Origin of the sequence: Sphingobacterium sp. HSC-15S19 (genome assembly GCF_050433745.1) — a bacterium.
Lineage (GTDB): Bacteria > Bacteroidota > Bacteroidia > Sphingobacteriales > Sphingobacteriaceae > Sphingobacterium > Sphingobacterium siyangense.
Genome location: NZ_JBNPWQ010000035.1, coordinates 18342 through 42376 on the forward strand (window position 1 = coordinate 18342; position 24035 = coordinate 42376).

Below are 24035 nucleotides of genomic sequence, written 5' to 3' on the forward strand. Positions count from 1 at the left end.
AAGAAAAATCAGATGGTTTCTTATCAAAAATTTACGTTAGAAAACGGCCTGCGTGTATTGGTACACGAGGATCATAATACGGCCATGGCTTGTGTCAATATCTTGTATGATGTGGGCGCAAGGGATGAGTCTCCGGAACAGACCGGATTTGCACACTTATTTGAACACCTGATGTTTGGTGGTAGTATCAATATTCCGAACTTCGATACCGAATTGCAAAAAGTAGGTGGTGAAAATAATGCATTCACAAGCAACGACATCACAAATTACTACATTACCTTGCCTTCTTCAAATCTCGAAACAGCATTATGGCTTGAGTCCGACCGGATGTTAAGTCTGGCTTTTTCAGCACAGAGCCTTGAGGTGCAACGAAATGTTGTGAGTGAAGAGTTCAAACAGCGTTATTTGAATCAACCTTATGGCGATGCATGGTTAAAATTGCGGCCATTAGCTTATCAGGTACATCCTTATCGCTGGGCGACTATCGGAAAAGAGTTAAGCCATATTGAAGAGGCTACCATGGAAGATGTAAAAGCTTTCTTCAAATTACATTATAATCCACAGAGTGCAATTATGGTTGTTTCGGGAGATGTACATTTTGAAGAAGTAAAGGCTTTGACCCAAAAGTGGTTTGGCGATATTGAGGCTGGCGAAAAATACAATCGTCAATTGCCTAAAGAGCCGGCGCAAGAGGAGATAAGGCGTGAGACTACTTGGGCAGAAGTGCCTTTAGATGCACTTTACATGGCATTTCATGGCCCCGCAAGATTGGAAGAAGGGTATTTCGCAATGGATCTTTTATCGGATATTTTATCAAGAGGATCTTCCTCACGTTTGTATCGTCGATTGGTAAAAGAGGGGCAGTTATTTAGTGAAATAAACGCCTATGTAATGGGAAGTATCGACAATAACCTCTTTGTCATTGAAGGAAAACCATCGGAAGGTATCTCGTTAGAAGAAGCTGAACGTGCAGTCTGGGCCGAATTGGAGGTCATAAAATCCGAGTTGGTACCTGCAGCTGAATTGGAAAAAGTAAAGAATAAGATCGAATCGACAAATGTGTTCGCGGAACTATCTATTTTGGATAAAGCCATGAACTTGGCTTTCCATGAGTTATTGGGTGATGCAGATGGCATTAACACGGAGGTCTCAAAATATTTGTCGGTGAGTGCTGAGGAAGTTCAACAGCAAGCTCAGGCTATTTTTAGACCGGAGAATGCTTCTATATTAATGTATAAATCAAAAGAAGAGGAGGCTGTACATGTTGGATAGAACCAAAGCACCTGAGTTCCGTGAAATTGGAAATATAAGTTTGAAAGAGCCAATCAAGAAGCAGTTTGCAAACGGATTGCCTGTCTATGTTTTCCAGTCGCCCGAGCAAGAGCTTGTGCGAATAGAATGGATCTTTGAGAATACCTATCTTGACGGGCAGATTGAAAACCCGTTGTTAAATAGTGCTTTAAGCGCCTTACTTAAAGAGGGAACAAATACCATGTCCAGTGCAGAGATCGCAGATAAAGTAGATTTCTATGGTGCATTTCTCGTTCCTGAATACTCTTTTGACGTAACTTCTTTGTCGCTTTATACATTGAATAGACATAGTCAAGTGCTCTTGCCGCTTGTAAAAGATATTCTGACGGAAGCATCGATTCCACAACAGGAATTGGATACTTATTTACGTAATAACAAGCAAAAGTTTCAAGTTTCTATTCAGAAAAATGATTATCTGGCGCGACGTAAATTCTATAACTTGATCTTTGGTAAGAATAATCGTTACGGACGTACACCAAAACTGGAAGATTATGATGCGATTACACGTGCGCAGTTGATCGAATTGTACCAACAGGAAATTGTTCCTAGTAACTGCACCTTAATTGTTTCAGGTAATGTTTCGGATGAGCTATTGCAAGAACTGGAACAAATTTTTGGCGTAGATTGGAAGGGAGCTGCTATTGACTCTTCTTTGAATGGGCCTGTTTTGGCGCAAGGATCTAATGATCTGGTTTACGAGGAAAAAGAAAATGCATTGCAGTCAGCCATTCGTTTAGGTTGCCAGACGATTGGAAGGACACATCCTGATTATCCTGCACTACAGTTTGTCAATACTTTGTTGGGTGGTTTTTTTGGTTCCCGTCTGATGCGAAATATTCGTGAAGAAAAAGGGTATACCTATAGTATTGGTTCGGCTGTCGCAACCTTGAAGCATACTGGTTTTATGACCATTGTAACTGAAGTCGGGGTAGACGTAACGCATGCAACCTTGACAGAAATAGAAAAGGAGATCAATTTGTTGAAAACAACATTGGCCTCCGAGGAAGAGGTGAATCTCGTTAAAACCTATATGGAAGGTTCTATGTTGGGTTCATTGGAAAGTATCTTTTCGCATGCGGACAAGTTTAAAAGTGTTTTGTTAAATGGGATGACATTAGCGTATTATTCCTATTATATGGAACAGATCCGAAACATGTCGCCAGAGAAGGTGCGGGACCTTGCCAATAAATACCTGGACTTTGATGCAATGGTGAAAGTTGTTGTTGGTAAAATCAGTCAAGCTGAATCAGTTCATCAAGCGGTTGTAAATTAAATTTCTTAGACTACAAAAATCGAATACTACTTTGTATTTTTGGTTTTTGATAAAAAAGCGTATTATCCAGCATGGAATTAAAATTAAAAAGACCATTGGTATTTTTCGATTTGGAAACTACAGGTGTTAATGTGGCGACCGATCGTATTGTCGAAGTATCATTTTTGAAAGTGATGCCCAATGGTGAAGAAACAGTCTATACAAAGAAGATCAATCCAGAAATACCTATTCCCGCAGAATCCTCTTTTTTTCATGGTATTTATGATGAAGATGTGAAGGATGCTCCTAATTTTAAAGCAATAGCAGTGGAGCTTGCGGCTTTTATTGAGAATGGAGATCTGGCGGGATATAATTCCAATAAATTCGATGTCCCTATGCTTATGGAAGAGTTTTTGCGGGCGGGCGTTGATTTTTCATTGGAGGGAAGGGCATTTGTAGATGTTCAAAACATTTTCCATCAAATGGAACAACGAACCTTGAAAGCGGCATACAAGTTTTACTGCAATGAAAATCTTGAAAATGCACATACGGCTGAAGCTGATGTTCGCGCAACATATGAAGTATTGAAAGCACAGTTGACGAAATATGAGGGGGCAGCATTTGAAGATAAACATGGTGTAGTCTCTTATCCAGTAGTGAACGATGTCGAAGCTCTTCATGCATTTACCAATCTAAGCAAGCCAGTGGATTTTGCCGGACGTCTTGTATATAATGCGGAAGGATTGGAAACGATCAATTTTGGTAAACATAAAGGAAAACCTATTATCGAAGTATTTGAGCAGGAGCCTAGTTACTATGCTTGGATGCAGAATGGTGATTTTCCATTGTATACCAAGAAGGTCTTAGAAAATATCTGGAATCGGTATAAAAAGGAAAAGAGTGAGCAAAAAGCAAAAGCAGCAGCCACACATTCTGTAGAAGATAAAAAACTTGCGAAAAAGGAATTCAATCAGCAAAAAGAAGAAGCGCCGCAGAACATTTCTTTAGATATGTTGAAAGGATTGCAAGATAAATTTAAAAAATAACGTTAATTAATAGCTTAGAAAAAGGATTATGGAATTCAAACAAGAAGTGGAGCATGTACAGTGTTTGATTATTGGTTCGGGGCCAGCAGGTTATACTGCAGCAATTTATGCTGCACGTGCGGATATGAAACCAGTGGTTTATACCGGTATTGTTCCAGGAGGACAATTGACACAAACTACTGAGGTGGACAATTTTCCTGGTTATCCAAAAGGTATTACCGGACCGGTGATGATGGAAGATTTGCGTGAGCAAGCTGAACGCTTCGGAACTTCAGTGCGTTTTGGATATGTGACTAAAGTAGATTTTACTGGTGAGGTACACCGTGTTGAGATCGATGGAACAGTACAAGTAACCGCAGATACTGTGATTATTGCAACAGGAGCTACAGCAAAATGGTTAGGCTTGGAATCTGAACAAAAATACAACGGTTTTGGTGTTTCAGCATGTGCTGTATGTGATGGGTTTTTCTTTAAAAACCAAGAAGTTGCTATTGTTGGCGCTGGGGATACAGCGGCAGAGGAAGCTACATACCTCGCAAAATTATGCTCAAAGGTACATATGTTGGTTCGTCGGGATGAGTTCCGTGCTTCAAAAGCAATGGTGCACCGTGTGATGAATACGCCAAATATTGAAGTTCATTACAATTCTGAGGCAAAAGAGGTTTTAGGAGATGGTCAAGTGGTGACCGGAATACGTGTTATTAACAATAAAGACCAGTCTGAAAAAGATCTAGAAGTAACAGGTTTCTTCGTTGCTATTGGGCATAAGCCTAATACCGAGCTTTTCACAGGTGTACTGGATATGGATGAAACAGGCTATTTAATCACAAAACCAGATAGTACTGCTACAAACATACCGGGTGTTTTTGCTTGTGGTGATGTTCAGGATAATATCTTCCGTCAGGCAATCACTGCTGCAGGTACAGGTTGTATGGCAGCCTTGGAAGCTGAAAGATACTTGGCAGCTAAAGAAAGCGGCGAATAATCGCATTGGAATAATAAAAACGGGGCATTGTACAATGCCCCGTTTTTATTTGCCTTCTTCAATCTCAAAAACACTATCGATTTTCCAATTTGCCTTATCTTTGGAGGCCGCTACAGCTAAGCGATCACAACGCTCATTTAACGGATGCCCAGCGTGACCTTTTACCCACACAAGGCGTACGTTATGAAGCTTATAGGCACTCATTAAACGCAACCAAAGATCTTTATTCTTCTTTCCCGCAAAACCTTTTTGTATCCAACCATATACCCATTTCTTATCGATGGCATCAATGACATATTTGGAATCAGAATATACGGTAACTTGTTGTTGCAGGTTTTTCAGCGCCTCGAGACCAACGATCACAGCCATCAATTCCATCCTGTTGTTAGTTGTTTTGCGGTAACCGCCCGAAAACTCTTTTTCGATAAGTTTGCCTTTAAAGGCCTCATTATCGCCTGTATAAATGGTTCTTAAGATTGTTCCATAGCCCCCAGGGCCCGGATTTCCACTTGAAGCCCCATCTGTATATAATTCGATCATACCTGCCAAATATACATGAAGTTTTTGTAAGCACACACAAATGGATAAAAATGATCGAGACTAGTTCATATTTTGATGCTCGAAATGGAAGATTTTTGTACCGTTACACCCTCGATAAATTCAACGATAGGGCATAGCGCTATAAGCATCAAATTTAATAGGTACTCACAACCGATTTAATAGGTATTAAAAAGGGACTTTACACGGTTTTATTCGAATGAAGTCCGAATGAGGTCCCTATAAAGTCCCTATTGGATCCGTCTAAGTTATAAGAATATTCCCTGCATGTGTTAAGTTTGAGCTCGAGAAAAATATAATGTTAGATTTCAACCGCTCTCCAACGTAATTTATCCCTTACACAATTGGAATTTGCTGATTTATGTGTATTTTGCCGGCTTAAACTCGTTATGTAATCGATAAAATAGCTTATGAAGTTTCGAAAGATTTCTCTTTTTGTTCTTTTGGCGTCTGCGTGCTTAAACGTTTCAGCTCAGAACAATGTATCAACGCAAAAAATGGATTGGTTTGAAGATGCCAAATTGGGTATTTTTATTCACTGGGGTATTTACTCTGTAGATGGAATCTCAGAATCTTGGTCATTCTTCAATAATTATATTAACCACGACAATTATATCAAACAGCTTAATGGGTTTACAGCCAAGGATTATAAACCCAAGGAATGGGCCAAATTGATTAAAGAAGCTGGTGCGAAATACACGGTGATTACGACCAAACACCATGACGGAATCTCGATGTGGAATACGAAGGCTGATAAAGCGATCACTACATTACAAGACGCGGCTGCAAAACAGGATGTAATTACACCGTTTGTGAAAGCAATACAAGAAGAGGGCTTGCACACTGGACTGTATTATTCGTTACCCGATTGGAGCCACCCATATTATGATGTTTTTACGCGCAATAGAAAGCGTTATGAATTGAAAGGCGAGCCTGCGCGCTGGGATAATTATGTGAAATATTACCAAAAGCAATTGACCGAGCTATCCGAACAATATAAGCCGGAATTACTTTGGTTTGATGGGGATTGGGAGCATAGTGCCGAGGAGTGGAAAGCCAAAGAGACCTTAAATCTTTTGCGGAAATATAATCCGAATATTATTATAAACTCGCGATTGAATCATCATGGAGATTATGATACACCTGAGCAAGGGATTCCGGTCACGCGCCCTGATGCTAAATTTTGGGAACTCTGTTACACGATGAATGATTCTTGGGGCTATCAACCCTTTGATAAAAAGTACAAATCACCCAATATGATCATCCGAACGTTGGTCGATTGTATTTCTATGGGTGGAAACTTATTATTGGATATTGGTCCAAAAGCAGACGGTACGATCCCTGAGGAGCAATTAAATATTTTAAAACAGCTGGGGCGATGGACGAATAAGCATGCGGCTGCGATCTATGGTACAAGAGCCGGTATTCCTTTTGCGAACTACGGTGGGAAATCTGCTTTATCAAAAGACGGAAAAACACTTTATCTGTATGTGTATGAAAAGAAACCCGAATTGCAACTCAAAGGTTTAGTCAATCATTCGGCCATTAAAAGCATTTCAGTTGTCGGTGATGCATCCGCGAAAGTAAGTGTTAAATCTGAAAATGAAACCGTTCGAGTAGACTTGACGAAAGTAAACTTTGATCAGGATGTTACCGTTATTGCACTGAACTTTGCGGAAGCGCTTCGTTGGACTGCGCCTCAGGAGACTGAAGTTACGTTGAAATCTGTGCTGGATAATAAGTTGACAGATCGTGCTTTAGGTCAGATCGCGTCAACACTGCATGCAGGAAAAAATATTTTTGATAATTCCGGGTTAACTGTGGATGGCTTAGATACGAAATTGCCGAGTAGTAATGCGACTAATCCGACGGTATTAAAGTGGATTAAGGATCATGCCGAAGCACTTTATGAGACCGGAAAAGGCTTGCCGGAAGGACATTATGAAGGATTAAGTGCACTTTCCAAAGATCGCCAGACCTTGTATCTATTTGTTGAGGGAAAACCTACTGGCCCAATTGCATTAAAAGGTGTTAAAAATGGAGTCGCTAGGATCCGGGTGGTCGGTGACGGTTCCATGATAAACCATGAGGTTTTCAATAAGCTCTATTGGAGTAGCATCCCGGGTATTATTTACATTCAGGCACCAGTGGAGCGCTTGGATAAAAATATGACCGTTATCGCTGTGTTGTTGGATGGGCCAATACAACTATATCGCGAGAAAGTGGGTGCTATCGAAAATAACCTTTAAGAGGTTGGATTGCGCTTAGCATTGAAAAGAAGCCTAGGATAACAAAATATCCTGGGCTTTTTTATGGGTGATGTAAACCATTCTGATCAATTTCGGGGGTATTCGATGCATTTTCTCCTGAATTGTGGCAAGGAAGCATTTTTTATTATAACTTAGGCCTATGAATCTAATCAAAACTGTTTTGATCCCAATTATTGTTTTTCTTTGTATTTGCTGTTCTTCCGGTGACGGAAGTAAATCCGAGCGGTTGCGGGCAGATTCGTTAGTGAATGAAGTTGTTGACGGAAAGTTAAAGATAACAACACTCGCTGAGTCGAATGAATTTATGTATTTCAACGATAAATACTTTCATGAACCGGCAGATTTAAAAGTCATTCCAAAATTTGATAAAGTGCAGATTCAAGTTGTTACTTACCGAATTTATCAGCATGTCAGACTGAAAAATAATCGTTATGAGTTCAATGTGCAGAAAGCCAGTGAACTGCATATTCCAAATAGCGCTTTTGTGTATTACCAACGTTCTTTTGATGATATGAACCGAAAGGCTGCCTTGAGTAAAGATTCTATCCGACTTGAGCTGCCGGATAACTATGCATCCTTGTTGATAAATGAATGATCCAGATCTACAGACATGATGAAAGTCATATAAAAAGTCAATCTTAACTATAGTATGGAGTAACAAACAGACTTAAGATGAAAAAGAAAAATATTGTTGTATTGACGGGGGCCGGTATTTCGGCTGAAAGTGGTATACCTACATTTAGGGATGCCAATGGATTGTGGGAAGGACATGACGTCATGGAAGTTGCTTCAATTGAAGGTTGGCACAAAAACCCAGCCTTAGTCCAGGAGTTTTATAATCTGAGACGGAAAGCAGCTTTGGTGGCACAGGCAAATGCAGCTCATTATGCGCTGGCAAGATTAGAATCAGCGTACCGCGTGAGTATTGTAACGCAGAATGTAGATCTGCTGCATGAACAGGCGGGATCATCTCATATTGTTCATTTGCATGGCCGCTTGGATCAGGCTAAGTCGTCTATCGATGATCGCTTGGTGTATCCCATTGTCGGTGATGAGATTAAGATGGGCGATCTTTGCGAGAAAGGTAGTCAGCTGAGGCCAAATATAGTCTGGTTTGGAGAAGCTGTGCCAGCCATTGAGGAGGCCATAAGCTTGGTTTCGAATGCCGATATTTTGATTATTATTGGAACCTCCCTACAGGTCTATCCTGCTGCAGGACTTAAAGGATTTGCGCCTAGTCACTGTCAAACGTTTTTAATTGACAAAAAAATACCTAGTGACAGGGCTTTACGTAATATACAGTGTTTTGAGGAGTCGGCGACAATAGCTGTTCCTAAATTGGTAGAACAATTACTTTATTAAGTATTGTATAGTAATATATAAAATAGAGGTTTATGAAAAAAATATTAGGGATTATTTGCCTATCCGTTGCTTTTGCTGCATGTCAAAATAATTCGGAAATCAAAGTAAATACGAGTTCAAATGACCAGCCTTTGACCTTGGATAGCATCCAAGCCAAGCATTTGCTCAGTTTGCCATTGCATTGCATCGAAGTGGAATATCCCAATAAGTTGGGGCAGGTACTCGGTAGTGATAGTGATCTAAAAGCACCGCGCACATTGCATCCAATTTTTTACGGTTGTTTTGACTGGCATTCATCTGTACACGGGTATTGGTCAATTGTACATATTTTGAAGGAATTTCCAAATTTGGACAGTTCGGGTGAAATTCGGCGCCAATTGAACCGAAATATTACGGCGGAAAATGTGGCCGTTGAATTAGATTTCTTTCAAGATAAGAACAATAAGAACTTTGAGCGCACGTATGGTTGGGCTTGGTTGTTGCAGCTGCAGAAGGAATTATTAACTTGGGACGACACAGATGCAAAACGCTGGGCTTCGAATCTTGAGCCCTTGGTAAAACACGTTGTAAAATCTTATCAAGAATATCTGCCCAAATTAGTCTATCCGATTAGGACAGGATATCACGATAATTCGGCATTTGGCCTTTCTCTGTCTCTGGACTATGCAAGAAGTACGGGAAATGTGACGTTTGAAAAATCATTAATGACGAATGCTTCTCGTTTATATAGTCAGGATAAGAACTGCAACATTTCTTTTGAGCCAAGTGGAAGCGACTTTCTTTCTCCTTGTCTTGAAGAAGCCCTCTGTATGAGTTTGGTGCTGCAACAGGAGGATTACCGTAAATGGTTAAAGGATTTTATGCCAGATCTGTTTAATCCCGATTTCAATTTAGAACCAGGTATCGTGAAAGATCGAACGGACGGACATTTGGTCCATCTGGATGGACTTAATTTTAGTCGCGCAAACTGTTTAAACGGTATCGCAAAAGCGCTGCCTGAGTTAAGTTACTTGCATAATTTGGCGAATAAACATTTAAAATACTCTTTGCCCAATATTACCACCAAGGATGATTATATGGGGTCACATTGGTTAGGCACATTTGCACTCTATGCATTATCAAAGCATTGATTCGGGGAGATTATCTTCTCCCCATTTATCCATTAGTGTTAATATTTCCTCGAGCGAACGGCCGAGCGCAGTTAATTCATATTCTACCTTTGGCGGGACTTGCTGATATACTATTCGAGTGATCAGATTGTCCTGCTCAAGTTCCTTTAATTTAGCAATCAGCATACGCTCTGATATGCCTACGAGCTTTTTCCGCAACTCACTATAGCGGAGTTTACCTTCATTTAGCAGATAGGAAAGAAAGTTGATTTTCCATCTGCCGCCTATGGTGGCTAAGGTAAATGCAATACCACAACGATCTTTCCAGTATAGCTCATTGATATGATTGGTTGAATTCTTGTTTATTTATGGCCGATAGCCACAAAATGAATGAATAATAGGTTAGAATATAAAAAACGTGATTTGTGCTAATTTAAGTCTGTTGATTTATACATATAAATCTTGTTTTTTATCTTATATCGCCTATTTATTGATTTAAATAAAGTTTTTGTCTTGTTTATTTAGCTGCCTGTTTTTTTTGCTAGGTTATAAAAAGGCTATAAAATTCAAGATTTGTGCTACTCTACAAGGTCAAACTTATAATAAATTTGATCCATCAATCCCATAAGGATGTGACATGCTATGTATAGGTATATAAGACATCTTTTAATGTTATTGCCCATTGTTTTTTTCTGTATGTTTATTACAGGTAAAATAAACAAGGATGTCTTTTCACATGCTGCCTATAAAAACGCGTCAAAACCGTCAATAGCTTCATCACAATCCCATTTCGATTTTTATCTCGGATCGATCGAAGAATGCTCATTCGAATTGAGTTATGATCAACATTTAGCATATGCCGTTCGGCTCTGTGCCTTGGGACTGATTCTGCCTATTTTCTTGCTATTTACGGATAAGAAGTCGTGGCATAGTTTTTATGAACTCCAAAATAAATATTTGTCTAACAGTCTGCCAGACAAGTGTATCCTATACCATTCCTTTAAAATTTTCGGTTAATCCCCTTTTTCTTTTGGTGAATATCATGGGTTGAGTCAATACACGACTATATAACCTATGTAACAAATCATTGCTTGAAGGAAGCAGTTTATCATCTGCTTTGCTATTAAATCATTTATATGAACACAACACTTTATGCATTAGCTATTACAGCTATTACGATCAGTTTTTTTCATACTGCATCGGGGCCAGACCATTATCTGCCCTTTATTGTATTGTCCAAATCGAAAAAATGGTCGTTGGGAAAAACTATATTATGGACAATTATATGTGGACTCGGACATGTTTTCAGTTCGGTCATACTGGGGATTATTGGCGTTTATCTTGGATGGCAACTCAATAAAATCAGCTGGTTACAGGACGTGCGTGGCAATGTTTCAAGTTGGGCACTATTTATTTTTGGACTTGGATATTTGATTTACGGGATCTGGAAAATGTCAAAGAAGCATTACCATAAGCATTTTGATGTGATGGGTGATGAAGTTTATGTGCATGAACATACCCATGGGAAAAGTGCATCAGGGCATCATCACCATCATCAAAAGACAAAGGTAACGCCTTTGGTATTATTTGCAATTTTCGTCATGGGACCATCGGAACCATTGATACCTCTTTTATTTTTTTCAGGTGCACACCGCTCAATGACGGAGGTGATTACGCTGATTAGCACTTTTACCATTACGACAGTGGTAACCATGGTCGGAATGGTCTTGTTGGGAATTTATGGCTATAATTTGCTCGATACCGAAAAACTGGATCGATATGTACACGCCATTAGTGGTGCAGTCCTGTCAATTTGCGGTGCGGGGATGTTATTTCTGGGATGGTAATTTTTTTAAAATTATGAACAAACGTCAAAATATGAACAAACGTCAAATTACCTTTTTTATAGGCTTACTGGCTGCGACCGACAGTTATGCACAGCAACATGTGATTCAGGGAACTGTGAAAGATAAGGATAGTAAATAGCAATTAGAAGAAGTCAATATACGCTACCAACGTGGAATAAAGCATAGTCATACCGCATTGAATGGTGCTTTTTCCGTACAGCCGGGAACATTTCCGGACACCTTACTGTTGAGCCGGATAGGCTATCTCGATCAGATGTACATCCTAAAAGAAGCAAAGTCTCCCATTGAAATCGAGATGCAAAAAAACGAAGTGCAGTTGAGTCAAATTCAGGTGGATGCATTCAATAGCAGTAAAACATTGAGCAAAGTTGATTTAAGTAAGATTCCTGTTAATTCGGCGCAAGATCTATTACGGAAAGTTCCTGGGCTCTTTATAGCACAGCATGCCGGCGGTGGAAAGGCTGAGCAGATATTTTTGCGTGGATTTGATAATGACCATGGTACAGATATTGCCATTACTGCAGATGGTATCCCAGTTAATATGGTCTCTCATGCGCACGGTCAAGGATACGCAGATCTTCATTTTATTATTCCAGAAACGGTTAAAGATATTGATTTTGGCAAGGGGGCCTATTATGCAGACAAAGGTGATCTGAATACATCGGGTTATGTTAATTTTACAACCTTGGATCATTTGGATCATAATCTTTTTAAGGTTGAAGGGGGTTCTTTTGACTCCTGGCGTACGGTAGCCATGCTTAATCTGGTGAATAACCATGAGCAGAATAAGTATGCCTATGCTGCAGGTGAGTTCAATTATTCGAACGGTCCTTTTGACATCAAGCAAAATTTTAGTCGTGTCAATCTATTTGCGAAGTATAATCAGTGGATCGATGAGAAACATTATATCAATCTCCAGGGGTCCATATTCAGCTCGGGTTGGAATGCATCGGGTCAGATTCCGGAGCGGGCCGTTCGGCAGGGACTGATTAGCCGTTGGGGGTCGATCGATTCTACTGAAGGCGGAAATACATCCCGCATGAATTTGGCGATGCAATACCGTGCGCTGATCAGTGATCAGGAAAGCTGGGAAAGCAATGTTTACTTGTCGCGCTATAAATTTCAGTTGTTTTCCGATTTCACTTTTTTTCTGAAAGATCCCATTCATGGCGATGAGATAGAACAGGTTGATGATCGATACCTGTACGGGATTGAAAACAAATACAATCGCCAATTTCAGTTTGATCATAGTCAGCTTTCTTGGACATCGGGTTTTGGACTCCGAGTGGACGATATCAAAGATCTTCAACTGAACCATGTTTATCAGCGCGACGAATTATTGGATCGGCTTTCGCATATTTCGGGCGTAGAAATGAATCTGCATGCCTATAGCAATCTGGATTGGCGTATTGGTAAATGGACTATTAATCCTGCAATACGTGTCGATCATTTGATTTTCAACTTGCATGATAAGCTGAAAAGTGACCCCGCCGGACAAGAGGCTTCCGCGACAAGGATTAGTCCAAAGCTTAATTTTGGATATACGTTCAGTCATCGCGCACAATTATATTTGAAAACGGGTATGGGATTTCATTCCAATGATATCCGCGTGGTGATGGAACAACATGGAAAAGATATTATGCCCATTTCCTATGGTGCAGATCTTGGCTTGATCTGGAAGCCAACTGATAACCTCTTTATTCAGCCTGCTTTATGGGGGTTGTACCTTCAGCAAGAATTTGTGTATGTTGGGGATGAAGCTGTCGTAGAGCCTTCAGGGAAAACGAAACGTCTGGGGGCAGATTTGAGTTTACGCTATCAAGCTACCCCTTGGTTATATTTTGACGGCGACATAAATTATGCTTACGCGCGGGCGATTGACGAACCTAAAGTTGAAAACTATATCCCGCTGGTGCCTTCCTTAACAAGTACAGGAGGGGTATCTGTGAAGTTACCGCTTGGCATTTCGGCTAATTTGCGCTATCGTTATATGAATACAAAACCAGCGATAGAAGATAATTCGGTACGTGCTAAAGGTTATTTTGTCAATGACCTCCTGCTAAACTATGGCCTGGGAAAATGGAATTTTTTGGTGCAGATCCAAAACTTATTTGACACCAAGTGGAATGAAGCGCAGTTTGAGACCGAAACTCGATTAAGAAATGAACAGCAGTCCGTTTCTGAATTGCATTTCACTCCTGGAACACCTTTTATGGTAAAAGCGGGTCTGAGTTATAAATTCTAAAGACTGGGCGCGATGGTAGCTTTAAAATTTTCCTTTGTATCTTTAATAGGGATTATAACTCCTTGTAAATAATGATGTATTATGGAAAAGAGTAAGTTACTTCGAATGGATAATATGGGTATCGTGGTGGAGTCGTTGGACAACGCGATTTCGTTTTTTTCAGAACTTGGTTTATATCTGGAAGGGAGAGCACAGATTGAAGGTGAATGGGCAGGTAGAGTGACTGGTCTTGGTGCGCAGCATGTCGAGATCGCCATGATGGTGACACCAGATGGACATAGCCGATTGGAACTTTCAAGATTTATTGATCCTGCGATAATTGCAGATCACAGAAATGCTCCGGTCAATGCCTTGGGCTATTTGCGGGCAATGTTTACCGTTGAAGATCTAGATGATGTACTGCGGAGGCTAATTGGCAATCACGGCGCTGTCCTCGTAGGGGAGGTGGTACAATACGAAAATGCTTATCGCCTTTGTTATCTAAGAGGAGTAGAGGGATTATTGATTGGTTTAGCCCAACCTCTATAAGGTAAATGATTGAATCGAACCTTTGTGCGAAAAAAAGAAAATTTAAGAAATTTCTATGTTGTACAAAATAAATAGAAAACTAAGACGTTATTGATACAAATACTTTTCATAAAATAGGTTAATATATGGCTAAGACCCTAGAGTTCCCCGCTCTAGGGCTTTTTTGTAATTATACCTGTGGGAATAACGACGTTTAGCACAATCTGTTCGGATTGTGTTCTTGCCTGATCAATAAAGTGAAATTTATCTGCTTGATGAAAGCCATGGGGAAGGCCTAAGAATCTATTTTTTTAGACTCTATTTTCAATGATGAACTCGTCATTACGTTCATGACTGGTTTTACAATTTTGCCCAAACTGGATGTAATTTAGGCAATTTTTGAACATGTGGTCATTAGTACAATCAGACATAGGACGAGCAATATAATAACAGATGTGGTGTAAGGCGTTCTTCTCATAATACTTTTTTTTACTTAGTAGTTTACAAAAGCCGTGCCTTTATTTTTAGAACTTGCAGTGAGTCTGATTGTTGTAGCTTCGTGTCTACAGGGTAGCTGATATAATAAAGGGAATTATATGTTGGCAAAAGCTTTTACCGATGGCTTGTGCATCGATTTTGGGATTAATCGATCGGGCTACTATTGTTCCCCTGAAACGATGTTTTTTTTGACAGCTTATAGACGATCAGAATACCTAAAAGCATTACGATCGTATAGGCAATAAACGCGATGTTTTCAGACTGATGTTCACTGCCCTTTGCAACACTTTCTACCCATAACCCTGTGCTATTTTTAAACCCCAAAGCCCAATGGGTTAGGTTCCAGCCGAAGTGCAGTCCAATAGATAGTGCAATATTGCGGGTTCTTAGTACAGCAAGACCAAAAAGTACAGCTCCAAGTCCTGAACCCAGTACTGCCGCCTTTAGTGTAAAACCGGTAAATAAATGTTCTAAAATAAAAACAAGTACCATAATCGAAAAGGCTACAACAGTGCCGAGTTTATCTTTCAGGCGCCATAAGAAATAGGTTCTAAAAACCAACTCTTCCCGACAGGCGACGAAAAAGTAAAGAAGAATATGTATTGCCAATAATTTAGTGTCAATAAATGCCTGTTTCTTAAAAGATACTTCGGCAAAATTTGTTAGTATTATAACCATAAGGCCGACCATAACAATACCTAAGCATAAGCCAGCGCTAAAATTGAGCACACTCTTTTTGTTAAATCCTAACCCAATTTGAGAAAAACTAATTTTATCCCAAGCTTTAAACAGGTAAATTAAACCCAAGCTGAGGAATGTCGCGAGGCTGAGTGAAAGTAAATCGGAGAACATTGTTTGTTTGGTTATGCCTGCAGCGAAAGCAAACACCACGAGGGAGGCAAAGTAAAATAATATTACTTTCAAAAATACCATTTCTCTTTTCATGTCTTAATTGTTTAGCTCGATATGAATTTACGCTATTTTGGCTTAAATGAAAAAAATGCTGTGCTACTTGTTGATCTTAAAGTGCAGGTCTTGTTCCTGTAGGTAGGTTCTTTTGCCTGTAACGTATTTTGCGGCTTAAAACAGGTTGATTTATCGTTTGTTTTTTCTTATATTAGGCAATAAACCAATGAATTATGGCTATGGTCAATCTAAATAGGAGAAAATTTATTCAAGGAGCGGGGGCAGTTTTAACTTTATCAGCCTTAGAAGTTAAGGGGCTTTCATTTCGTGATGCGATTAAAAATTTTCGGGTCGGATTGATTGGTGCAGGTTGGTATGGGAAAAGTGATTTATTCCGTTTAATTCAGGTTCGGGATGTCGATGTCATTGCTATATGCGATGTCGACGACAATCAGCTGCAGGAAGCTGGGCGGCTGATTAGTGAGCGTCAAATTTCAAAAAAAGTTCCAAAACTGTATAAAGATTATAGGCAAATGCTCGCCAGTCATAAATTCGATCTAATTCTCATTGGAACACCAGATCACTGGCACGCCAGACAGGCTATTGATGCGATGCGTTCGGGTGCTCATCTCTATTTGCAGAAACCGATCAGTGTTGATGTGCTTGAGGGGGATGCTATATGGCGTGCGGCAAGAAAATATAACCGGAAAGTTCAAGTGGGAACACAACGGAGAAGTACAGCCCATCTCATTGATGCCAAGAAGCGAGTGATCGATAGTGGCTTACTTGGAAAGATTTCGCATGTGGAAATGTGCTGCTATTATCATATGCGAAAGAACGGCAATCCACCGATCGAGCCGGTTCCAGATTTCCTGGATTACGAACTTTGGACGGGTCCAGCACCTTTGCGGGCTTATGATGGTTTGCCTCATGGTGGCTGGTGGCGAACTTTTATGGCCTATGGGAATGGAATAACCGGGGATATGGGAATGCATATGTTTGATACTGTGCGTTGGCTTCTGCAGCTTAAATGGCCCAAAAGCGTGCATGCGAAAGGTGGCATTTATGTGCAAAAAGGAGGGAAATCGACGATCGCGGATACGCAGACAGCCTTATTTGAATACGAAGATCTTAATTGTGTCTGGCAGCATAGGACATGGGGGGCAGCAGCAGACCCTGAATACCCTTGGGCATTTGTGATATATGGTGACAAGGGTACCTTAAAGGGAAGTGTGATGAAATATGAATTTATTCCAATCGGAGAAGGCACGCCCATTCGACAGGATGTTATCTTAGAAAAGGAGAAGTTCCCCAAAGATTTGACGGAGCACCGAATCGAGTTGCATACAGCGCCTGCAACCAGACAACATATGCTTGACCTTTTATCGGCAATTGAAAATAATCATCTGCCTGTAGCTGATATTGAAGAGGGCTATATATCTACCGCAAGCTGCATTCTGGCAAACTTGTCGATGCAGTTGAATCGCCCCTTGATTTATGATCCAATACAAAAAATATGTGTCGATGATCCTGAAGCAACTCAATTACTGCAAAGACCGTATCGCAGTCCATGGCAACATCCTTAATAAGATAGGTCATGGGCACTGAGCAAAGTTGAGGTCGGGAGTTATTCGGTATTGAACCGCAACGGTGCGGTTAATTGAACAAATATCAATATATTGGTATCAGATGGTCACAACATAGAAAAAGGAATATTATGCAGACGATATTGGGTGCCAATGGACAAATTGGAGAAGAACTGGCGCGCGAGCTAAAGCGAAATTTTACTTCTGCTATCCGCATTGTCAGTCGAAAAGCAAAAAAAGTAAATGATACTGACGAAGTTTTTTCTGCGGATCTATCGATCCGTGAACAGGCAATCGAGGCGGTGAAGGGGAGTGATATTGCCTATTTCACTTTAGGGCTTCCTATAAGTTCGGATCTATGGGAGGAACAATTTCCAGCTATTCTTCGTCATGTGATTGATGCCTGTAAGATCAATGGTACTAAGCTTGTCTTTTTTGATAATACATATATGTATCCTCAAGAGGATCGTGTTTTGACGGAGGAAAGTACCTTTGCTCCTGTCGGAAGAAAGGGGAAAGTGAGGCGGAACATGGCAGAAATGGTACTTGCTGAGATAGCATCGGGCCAGCTTGAAGCCGTTATTTGTCGAGCACCTGAATTTTATGGTCCTGGCAAAACACAAAGCATTACCAATACCCTAATTTTTGATAACATCAAAGCGGATAAAAAACTGAAAGTGCCTTTATGTGTTGATAAAAAACGAAGTCTGATTTGGACTCCCGACGCAAGTCGAGCAACTGCACTTATCGGAAATACACCTGATGCCTATGGACAGACCTGGCATTTGCCCGTGGATAAAGCGCATCCCACTTACCGGGAGTTTATCAGAATGGCAGCAGATATTTACGGTAGGGAATTCAAATATACTGTAGTTCCCAAATTTATCTTTAAAATAGGGGCTCTGTTCAATAAGCGGTTAAAGGAGCTTTTGGAACTTCTTCCACGATACGAACACAATAATCTATTTGATGATTCAAAGTTTAGAAATAGATTTCCTGAATTTGAGGTTACTTCTTACGAGCAGGGAATCGATCAGATTAAACAGGACAAGTTTTAACTTATGCATAAATGAGAGCGCAAGCGACTTTGTTCACCTGGCAACAACCGCATCTGGTCATAATATTATGCTTGAGGAGCCAACTTTGGTCATCAGCGCTTTTTCACAGCTGCTGGGAAAACTGTAAGACAAGGAAACCGATCTTCAGCCTTGTGCTCTGAGATGAAGCAAAATACGTTGAATATCGGTTTCCTTTTATGATAAAGCTTTTTTTGAGGGGGAAGTGAATCAGTAATGGGCACGGAATAAGAAAGCCTACGCTGCATTTGTAAATTCTAAATTTCTACAGAATTCGTTCCGTTCTTTACGCGTTTAAAAAGACGCGTGCAAGATGAATACTAATTCGACGATAATCCATAATTATGCTAGGCTTAGAAAATCGTTGTTCTTTCTACCTATAATCCTGTTAGCTCTGCTCATTCTATTTCTATATTTTAATCATGCATTGAATGTATATGGCTATACCGTCATTCAGAAGAGTAGCTTTTTCGCGATAAATGCTTATTTGGGGCAATATCCAAATCTTGAGTCCAATTTTACACAGTTTGGAGACTGTTTAATCAGTCTCTCGCTTTTGAGTGTCTTTCTGCGCTATGGTCCTAAATTATGGGAGGCATTAATATCAGCATCTCTAATTTCTGCTTTCTTTTCGATCCTTTTAAAGGTACTATTTGCTGTGCCACGACCCGCAGCAGTATTTAATCATACTAGTTTTTTGATTACCGGTAAGATACTTCTGGGGAACAATAGCTTGCCTTCTGGCCATTCCATCACGATATTTACAACGTTGACCGTTATCATGTATGCTTTTATGCCGCAACGATTGAGTTATAAAATAATGTGGTTTTTAGGTTTAACATTTATTGGGTTGATGCTTGCTTTATCCCGCGTCGCATTGGGGGCACACTATCCTTTAGACGTGCTCAGTGGCTGTATTATAGGATATCTTTCGGGACTGTTCGGAATTTTTTTTAGCAGGGAATTTAAAATATGGAACTGGATCAACAACAAACGGTATTATCCAATTTTCATATTATTGTTCCTCGTTTTCAGTATTGTATTGATCAATAGAATAATTAATGATAATTTGCTAATATTTTATTTTACATTTATCTGCTTAATTAGTACACTTTATAAAATCATTACCGTTTATGCTAAAAAATAGCTTAAAATTAGTTCATTTTGTACTTTTCATGAGTGTGTTGAATTTTATATTCTTCCATTTTCCATTTTATACTTTTGTTTTTAATAATGTTGATTACAGGAGTTTTGGGGGTATTGTTCTGATCGGTAGCTTAATGGTTCTGATGCTGGTGATGAATGCTTTTGTACTTTATCTGTTTTTTTCGGCGTCACGTCGTTTCGGGAAATCCATACTTGTTTTGTTCTTTCTGATCAATTCAGTCGCCGTTTATTTTGTTAACACATATAGCGTTATTTTGGATGAAACAATGATCGGTAATATCTTGAATACCCGATATTCCGAGTCCAGCGGTTTCTTTTCCCTGAAACTGATCGTCTATCTCGTGTTTCTCGGTATTATTCCCAGTATCTTCATCATTAAAGCCAAAATAGTAAAGGATAAACCAAAGAAGTTTTTTATCACTTCCTCACTTTCGTTATTATTTATCGTTATTTTAATATTTGCCAATGCGACTAATTGGTTGTGGATCGATAAGAATTCGAAGACTTTGGGTGCACTTGCCATGCCTTGGTCTTATACCGTCAATATTTCGCGCTTTTGTATTCATGAACACCAAAAAAATAAGAAAGAGATTTTATTGCCGGATGCGACGAAAACGGACCACAAAAAGACAGTAGTTGTACTTGTTATAGGTGAATCTGCTCGAAGAGATAATTTTTCGTTGTATGGCTATCAGAAGAATACAAACCCTCTGCTTTCCAAAACACCCAATCTTTATCATTTTGACGCAACTTCTTGCTCTACCTATACGACAGCTGGAGTAAAATGTATTTTGGAACATAAAAATACGGATGATTTGTACGAAATCCTGCCAAATTACCTCTATAGAAATGATGTCGATGTGATCTGGCGAACAAGTAATTGGGGAGAGCCACCTGTACATATTAAAGAATATGAAACGAATGATCAACTTGCTACAAACTGTAAAGGTGAAGGATGTGCTTACGATGAGGTACTTTTAACAGGTCTAAAGGAGCGGATATCATCCAGTAAAAAAGACAAGATTTTTGTTGTGCTCCACACAAGTACAAGCCATGGACCAACATATAGCAAGAAATATCCCGCTCAATTCGAGCAGTTTAAGCCGGTCTGCAATAGTGTTGAGTTAGGAAACTGTTCTAAAGAAGAATTGATAAATGCTTATGATAACACCGTTGTTTATACAGATTATATTTTGCATAATCTGATTGAGGATCTAAAGCAATTGAAGGAATATAACAGTGCCATGTTGTTCGTCTCGGATCATGGAGAATCACTGGGTGAAAATAATCTGTATATGCACGGATTGCCGATGAGCATTGCACCAAAAGAGCAATACGAGATTCCTTTTATCGTCTGGGTGTCTGATCATTCAAAACAGTTGAAACCAAATAAAACCTTGACCCAAAATCATGTATTTCATAGTGTGCTGAAATTTTTGGATATAAAGAGCCCTATCTATGACGAGAATATGGATATTTTCAAATAGCGAGCAATAGCGATTGTCAAGGTTTATTGATTTTACAGTATGAAATCAGCTAAGAAGATTATAATTGAACCTGTAATAGATGATTCTTTTTCTATAAAACGGATAGATTACCACCTTAACGATCATGAAACATTTAATAGACTGATCTATCATCGTATTTTTTTTGTCGAAACCGGTGCCGGCTATCTTTCTATTGATAATAATGTATTTGAGCTACATGACAATAGCATTTTTCTCTTATCCAAGGGACAGATCTATGCTTTTTCAGATCAGACTTCGGTAATGGGTTTTTCCATTTCCTTTGGGGATTGTTTTTGGCAAAAGACACCTCCGAGCGCAAGTAACTGTAAAGCTGTATTGTTCAATAACACCAGTGCAAATCCATATCTGAAGCCTAGTACTACCGAAGTAGTAGAGCTGTTATTTCTATTCAATGCACTGTTGTCAGAATATTGTGGTCCCCAGTATATCAATCAGATGGATGCTCTTGCGGCGTTTTTGAAAATTATTATGATTAAACTTGCGAACGTTAAACTGACCGCGGAAGCAACTTTCGATAGTCAGGATTACATCTTGTATCGCAAATTTATGGAAATGCTCAGTGCACAGTTTGATCAATATCATGCCGTGTCGGAGTATGCCAAAATGCTTCATATTTCAGCACGAAGATTAAGCGAACTTTGTAAACGATGTAGCGGGATTAAGGCGAAGGAGATCATTAATGGACAGCTCATAGCAGAAGCGAAACGGTTGCTGCAGTTTAGTGCGATAACAGTGAAAGAAATCGCCTATGCACTTCATTTTAATTCGGCAGAACAATTTAGTCATTTTTTTAAAAAGAATACAAAACTCTCTCCCCTGAACTACCGTAATCAATTTGTTGATGCAGAGTGAAAATTGCACACGGTAAATTTTGACATTTCAAACGTACTTATTGCTATTCCTATGGGGCTGTTGCCGTCATAACTTTGTCCTAAATATCTTAAAGTTATGGTAGTAAATCATCTAAAAAAAGTGGCCGGCATTGTTATTCCGGACAGTAAAATCGCAACGCAAGCGACAGCATTACTATTGGAACATGGTACTGAATTTATCTATAACCATTCGTTGCGTGTCTTCCTATTTTCATCTTTAAATGCAAAACGTAAAAATTTGGTCTACGACAGTGAATTGTTGTATGTAGCTTCCGTATTTCATGATTTGGGCTTAGTATCGCATTACAGTAGTGCAGATCTTCGTTTTGAAGTGGATGGCGCTAACGCCGCCCGAGACTTTCTAAAAAGCCATGGTGTAGAGTCGGCGAAATTACAGCTTGTATGGGATACCATAGCACTCCATACAAGCATAGGAATTGCTGAACACAAAGAAAATGAAGTTGCCCTGATGTACTCGGGCGTTGGGCTTGATGTGATGGGTGAGGGCTATGCGCATTTAAGTGCCAAAAATAGAGAAGAGATTGTTCAAGCCTTTCCAAGGGATAATTTTAAAAAGAAAATTATCCCGACTTTTTTTGAAGGTTTTGAGCATAAGACAGAAACCACATTTGGCAATATAAAGGCAGATGTGTGCGCTTTTATGATCCCTAATTTTGAGCGAAAGAACTTTTGCGATTGTATTCTTCATTCGCCTTGGTCTGAATAGTAAGTCTAATCCCGAGGTTTGAATAACAGGTTCGGATCACATAGCTTTCGGGACTATCTTGCTTTAGCGATAGTCCCGCGCTATTTTCTCCTATTCAATACTATCCCAATAATCGACGACTGACTTCTAACCGAGCTAAAGCACATCTTGTATGTATATCGTGTATTGGATATTTGAAATTCGTTAAATTTATATCTTAACTTTATAAAGGCTCTAGTATAGTTTTCAAGTTTCAATTTGTACAATGGCTTATTAATGGTATCAACGTATGGTTTTAAATAGTATTTATCAGATGATCTTCAAATCGATTTTGTTTATAACAATGACGGTGATTTCGTTTGACTTGTTGGCCCAAGCTCGAAATCCTGATAAGAAGATCGTCAGATCTGACTTTCAAAAATATTTTGATGAGTGTCATGTTAATGGCACTGTTGCACTTTATGACAATAATAAAGGTGCTTGGATTTTGTCCGATACATCGGACACACAAGTTGCAACATTACCTGCGTCAACTTTTAAGATTATAAATATGTTGATTGCCTTGGAAACTAAGACGATCAAAGATGAAAATAGCATCGTTCCATGGCCCGGGTCAACAGATACCTTAAAATATGGCTACCGACCGGATATTTATAAAAATATCAGTGTAAAAGAAGCATTCGCAGTGTCTGCAGGTTGGGCATTTATCGAGTTAGCAAAGAAAATTGATCGTTCTGTCTATCGGAAGTATCTCAAAGCTTGTAACTACGGGAATATGGACCTTTCCGAATCAGGTCCCGACTTCTGGAATTTTGGTCCAATGGGCATCTCACCAATTAATCAGGTTGAATTTTTGAAAAAGCTTTATGATGGAAATTTGCCTTTTTCAAAAAGAAATATGGATATTGTTAAAGGAGTCATGATTTCGGAACAAAACGCGGACTATACGGTTCGGTCTAAAACGGGCTGGACAATGGCCAATCAGATCAACACCGGATGGTGGATAGGCTATGTTGAACAAAAGGAAAATGTTTATTTCTTTGCAACGCGACTTATTCAGGACCGGAAGTTCAACAGCCCTGATTTCTCGAGCTGCCGGAAGGCGATTACATGGAAAGTTTTTAAGGATCTAAAGATTTTGCCCTAACACCAAGGCTGTTCGTTATCAGTCAATAAATTTTA

Annotated in this window: 22 protein-coding genes; 19 read left to right on the forward strand and 3 right to left on the reverse strand. The window is 39.5% G+C overall.

Annotated elements, in window-relative coordinates:
• The first annotated feature begins 12 nt into the window (after window positions 1-12).
• From L1283_RS22750 to trxB, 4 genes are all read left to right on the forward strand, one after another.
• Window positions 13-1272, forward strand: a complete 1260-nt coding sequence (locus tag L1283_RS22750; protein WP_088161435.1) for a M16 family metallopeptidase — start codon at window positions 13-15, stop codon at window positions 1270-1272.
• Entirely contained in the window at window positions 1262-2584 is a 1323-nt protein-coding gene (locus L1283_RS22755; protein ID WP_088161436.1) for a M16 family metallopeptidase, read from the forward strand. The genes L1283_RS22750 and L1283_RS22755 overlap by 11 nt, the downstream gene beginning before the upstream one ends.
• Window positions 2585-2655: 71 nt before the next feature.
• On the forward strand, window positions 2656-3609 hold the full coding sequence (locus L1283_RS22760; RefSeq protein WP_088161437.1) for a 3'-5' exonuclease: 954 nt from the start codon (window positions 2656-2658) through the stop codon (window positions 3607-3609).
• 28 nt (window positions 3610-3637) lie between these two features.
• Complete coding sequence (gene trxB / locus L1283_RS22765; RefSeq protein WP_075992486.1) at window positions 3638-4594, forward strand: thioredoxin-disulfide reductase; 957 nt, start codon at window positions 3638-3640, stop codon at window positions 4592-4594.
• Between the two features lie 45 nt (window positions 4595-4639).
• On the opposite strand, the gene rnhA is transcribed toward trxB, so the two are convergent.
• A complete protein-coding gene (rnhA, locus tag L1283_RS22770) occupies window positions 4640-5134 on the reverse strand; it encodes a ribonuclease HI (RefSeq protein ID WP_075992491.1) in 495 nt (164 codons plus the stop codon).
• Between the two features lie 428 nt (window positions 5135-5562).
• On the opposite strand from rnhA, the gene L1283_RS22775 reads away from it, so the two are divergent.
• From L1283_RS22775 to L1283_RS22790, 4 genes are all read left to right on the forward strand, one after another.
• Complete coding sequence (locus L1283_RS22775) at window positions 5563-7401, forward strand: alpha-L-fucosidase (RefSeq protein ID WP_088161438.1); 1839 nt, start codon at window positions 5563-5565, stop codon at window positions 7399-7401.
• Window positions 7402-7561: 160 nt separating this feature from the next.
• The gene (locus tag L1283_RS22780; protein WP_088161439.1) at window positions 7562-8017 is read left to right on the forward strand and encodes a hypothetical protein; all 456 of its coding nucleotides are present in this window, start codon (window positions 7562-7564) and stop codon (window positions 8015-8017) included.
• Window positions 8018-8094: 77 nt separating this feature from the next.
• A complete protein-coding gene (locus L1283_RS22785) occupies window positions 8095-8784 on the forward strand; it encodes an SIR2 family NAD-dependent protein deacylase (protein ID WP_429626468.1) in 690 nt (229 codons plus the stop codon).
• A gap of 32 nt (window positions 8785-8816) precedes the next feature.
• On the forward strand, window positions 8817-9914 hold the full coding sequence (locus L1283_RS22790) for a DUF2891 domain-containing protein (RefSeq protein WP_145329126.1): 1098 nt from the start codon (window positions 8817-8819) through the stop codon (window positions 9912-9914).
• Here L1283_RS22790 and L1283_RS22795 read toward each other — a convergent pair.
• A complete protein-coding gene (locus tag L1283_RS22795; RefSeq protein ID WP_145329124.1) occupies window positions 9903-10259 on the reverse strand; it encodes a winged helix-turn-helix transcriptional regulator in 357 nt (118 codons plus the stop codon). The genes L1283_RS22790 and L1283_RS22795 overlap by 12 nt on opposite strands.
• A gap of 770 nt (window positions 10260-11029) precedes the next feature.
• Between L1283_RS22795 and L1283_RS22800 the strand changes: the two genes are divergently transcribed.
• From L1283_RS22800 to L1283_RS22815, 4 genes are all read left to right on the forward strand, one after another.
• A complete protein-coding gene (locus tag L1283_RS22800) occupies window positions 11030-11740 on the forward strand; it encodes a hypothetical protein (RefSeq protein ID WP_429626469.1) in 711 nt (236 codons plus the stop codon).
• Window positions 11741-11753: 13 nt separating this feature from the next.
• Entirely contained in the window at window positions 11754-11879 is a 126-nt protein-coding gene (locus L1283_RS22805; protein WP_429626470.1) for a hypothetical protein, read from the forward strand.
• A 57-nt stretch (window positions 11880-11936) separates the two neighbouring features.
• Complete coding sequence (locus L1283_RS22810) at window positions 11937-14006, forward strand: TonB-dependent receptor (protein ID WP_429626471.1); 2070 nt, start codon at window positions 11937-11939, stop codon at window positions 14004-14006.
• Between the two features lie 81 nt (window positions 14007-14087).
• Window positions 14088-14534 (forward strand): VOC family protein, encoded by a 447-nt coding sequence (locus L1283_RS22815; RefSeq protein WP_088161445.1) that lies wholly within the window; start codon window positions 14088-14090, stop codon window positions 14532-14534.
• A 621-nt stretch (window positions 14535-15155) separates the two neighbouring features.
• On the opposite strand, the gene L1283_RS22820 is transcribed toward L1283_RS22815, so the two are convergent.
• The gene (locus L1283_RS22820) at window positions 15156-15956 is read right to left on the reverse strand and encodes a CPBP family intramembrane glutamic endopeptidase (protein WP_145329120.1); all 801 of its coding nucleotides are present in this window, start codon (window positions 15954-15956) and stop codon (window positions 15156-15158) included.
• A 194-nt stretch (window positions 15957-16150) separates the two neighbouring features.
• On the opposite strand from L1283_RS22820, the gene L1283_RS22825 reads away from it, so the two are divergent.
• The 7 genes from L1283_RS22825 (at window position 16151) to L1283_RS22855 (ending at window position 24000) form a co-directional block, all read left to right on the forward strand.
• Window positions 16151-17503, forward strand: a complete 1353-nt coding sequence (locus L1283_RS22825; protein WP_145329118.1) for a Gfo/Idh/MocA family protein — start codon at window positions 16151-16153, stop codon at window positions 17501-17503.
• 131 nt (window positions 17504-17634) lie between these two features.
• Window positions 17635-18561 (forward strand): NAD-dependent epimerase/dehydratase family protein, encoded by a 927-nt coding sequence (locus L1283_RS22830; protein WP_145329116.1) that lies wholly within the window; start codon window positions 17635-17637, stop codon window positions 18559-18561.
• Between the two features lie 331 nt (window positions 18562-18892).
• Complete coding sequence (locus L1283_RS22835) at window positions 18893-19726, forward strand: phosphatase PAP2 family protein (RefSeq protein WP_088161449.1); 834 nt, start codon at window positions 18893-18895, stop codon at window positions 19724-19726.
• Window positions 19713-21233: a phosphoethanolamine--lipid A transferase EptA gene (eptA, locus tag L1283_RS22840; protein WP_286851601.1), complete on the forward strand. Its 1521-nt coding sequence runs from the start codon at window positions 19713-19715 to the stop codon at window positions 21231-21233. Before L1283_RS22835 ends, eptA begins: the two co-directional genes overlap by 14 nt.
• Before the next feature lie 39 nt (window positions 21234-21272).
• Entirely contained in the window at window positions 21273-22127 is an 855-nt protein-coding gene (locus L1283_RS22845) for a helix-turn-helix domain-containing protein (protein ID WP_145329112.1), read from the forward strand.
• 96 nt (window positions 22128-22223) lie between these two features.
• A complete protein-coding gene (locus L1283_RS22850) occupies window positions 22224-22874 on the forward strand; it encodes an HD domain-containing protein (protein ID WP_145329110.1) in 651 nt (216 codons plus the stop codon).
• A gap of 268 nt (window positions 22875-23142) precedes the next feature.
• Window positions 23143-24000 carry a penicillin-binding transpeptidase domain-containing protein gene (locus L1283_RS22855; protein WP_145329108.1) on the forward strand — a complete coding sequence of 286 codons (858 nt, stop codon included), beginning with the start codon at window positions 23143-23145 and terminating at the stop codon, window positions 23998-24000.
• Window positions 24001-24035 lie beyond the last annotated feature (35 nt).